This window comes from Streptomyces sp. NPDC048275 (genome assembly GCF_040652275.1).
Classification (GTDB): Bacteria; Actinomycetota; Actinomycetes; order Streptomycetales; family Streptomycetaceae; genus Streptomyces.
The window spans coordinates 1-1,730 of record NZ_JBEZLR010000247.1 but is presented as its reverse complement, the minus strand read 5'-3'; the positions used below and the strand labels follow the sequence as shown (position 1 = coordinate 1,730).

The 1,730-nt window shown below is 75.0% G+C and carries 1 protein-coding gene; it reads right to left on the bottom strand.

Annotation, left to right across the window (positions count from 1 at the left end; all coding sequences use genetic code 11):
- A partial coding sequence (locus AB0D57_RS47690; RefSeq protein WP_362088768.1) for a polyketide synthase dehydratase domain-containing protein occupies window positions 1-1,730 on the bottom strand: 1,730 nt, incomplete at both ends.

Here is a 1,730-nt window from a genome sequence, read left to right as displayed (position 1 = left end):
CTGCGGCTGGTCAGCAGCAGCCGGCGGGCGCCGTACCCGGTCACCAGGTGCCGGGCCACGAGCCGGCCCAGGGTGCCGGTCGCGCCCGTGATCAGGACGGTCTCCTCGGGCGCGAACGGCTCTACTGCCGACTCCGCCGGCAGCGCACGGGCCAGCCGCGGCGCCCAGGCCGCTCCCTCCCGTACGGCAAGCTGCGCCTCGCCGGTGGCGAGTGCGGCCGCCAGCAGCCGCGCCTCCGGTACGGCGCCATCGCCGTCAACGGCGATGTCGATGTCGACGTCGAACAGGACGATCCGGTCCGGGTGTTCGGACTGCGCGGTACGCAGCAGCCCCCACAGCGCGGCATGCACCAGGTCGGCGACGTCCTCACCGTCCCGTACCGAGACGGCCGCGCGCGTCACAACGGCCAGCCGGGTCCCGGCGAGGCGCTCGTCGGCGAGCCAGGCCTGCAGCAGCGCCACGGCCCGGGTGACCGCACGGCCCGCCGCGGCCGGCAGCTGCGGTCCGGCACCGGGTCCGCCGCCGGACAGCAGCGGCCAGAAGAGCACCTCGGGCGGGTTCTCCGCGCACCGGTCCAGCCCCCACGCCTCGGGGGACTCCGGCAACCCGCCCGCGAGGAACTCCCAGGGCCGCGGCTCGGCCTCGGGCAGCGGCACGGACACCCAGTCGAGCGTGAACAGATCGTCCTGCCGCACGCCCAGACTGCTCGCGGCGACCGGCCGCAGCACCAGGGAGTCCACCGAGGCGACCGGCGACCCGGCACCGTCGGCGACGGTCAGGCCGAACTCGTTCGAACCCGTGGCGGCCAGCGCGATCCGCAACTCGGTGGCACCGGTCGCGTACAGCCGTACGCCCGACCAGGCGAACGGCAGCGGAATCTCGCCCGCACTGCCGGAGCCGTCCCACAGCGGGGAGAGCACGGCCGGGTGCAGCGCCGCGTCCAGCAGCGCCGGATGCAGTCCGTACCCGGCGACCTCGGTCCCCTCGGGCAGGGCCACCTCGGCGAACAGCTCGTCGCCCCGGCGCCACAGCGCCCGCAGCCCCTGGAAGACCGGCCCGTACTCGTAGCCGTGCGAGGCCAGCAGCCCGTACGCGTCGGAGGTGTCCACCGCGTCCGCTCCGGCCGGCGGCCACGCCGCCAGATCACGCGCCTGGCCCATTCCCGAACCGAGCGCACCGACAGCATGCCGCGTCCACGGGGCGTCGTCGTCGGCCCGCGCGTGCAGCGCCACCGGACGGCGGCCCTGCCCGTCCGGCGCGCCGACCGCCACCTGGATCTGCACCCCGCCGCCGGACGGCAGGACGAGCGGAGCCTCCAGAGTCAGCTCGTCCAGGAAGCCGCAGCCCACGTAGTCCCCGGCAGCCACGGCGAGTTCGACGAACGCGGTACCGGGCAGCAGCACCGTCCCCGCGACCGCGTGGTCCACGAGCCACGGGTGGGCGTGCGTGGAAATCAGACCGGTGAGCAGAACCGAGCCGTCCTCGGCCGCCGTGAGCGCCGCACCGAGCAGCGGATGCGCCACCGAACCGAACCCGAGCTGCGCCGGATCGCTGCTTGCGGTGGGGGTGTTGAGCCAGAAACGCTGCCGCTCGAAGGGGTACGTCGGTAGGGCGGGCAGCGGGCCCGTGACTGCTGGCAGGTGCCAGTTGATGTCGAGGCCGCGGGTGTGGGCTTCGGCGAGTGCGTGGGGGAGGTGGTCGCCTTGGTCGCGGCGGAGGGTGGGGAGGAT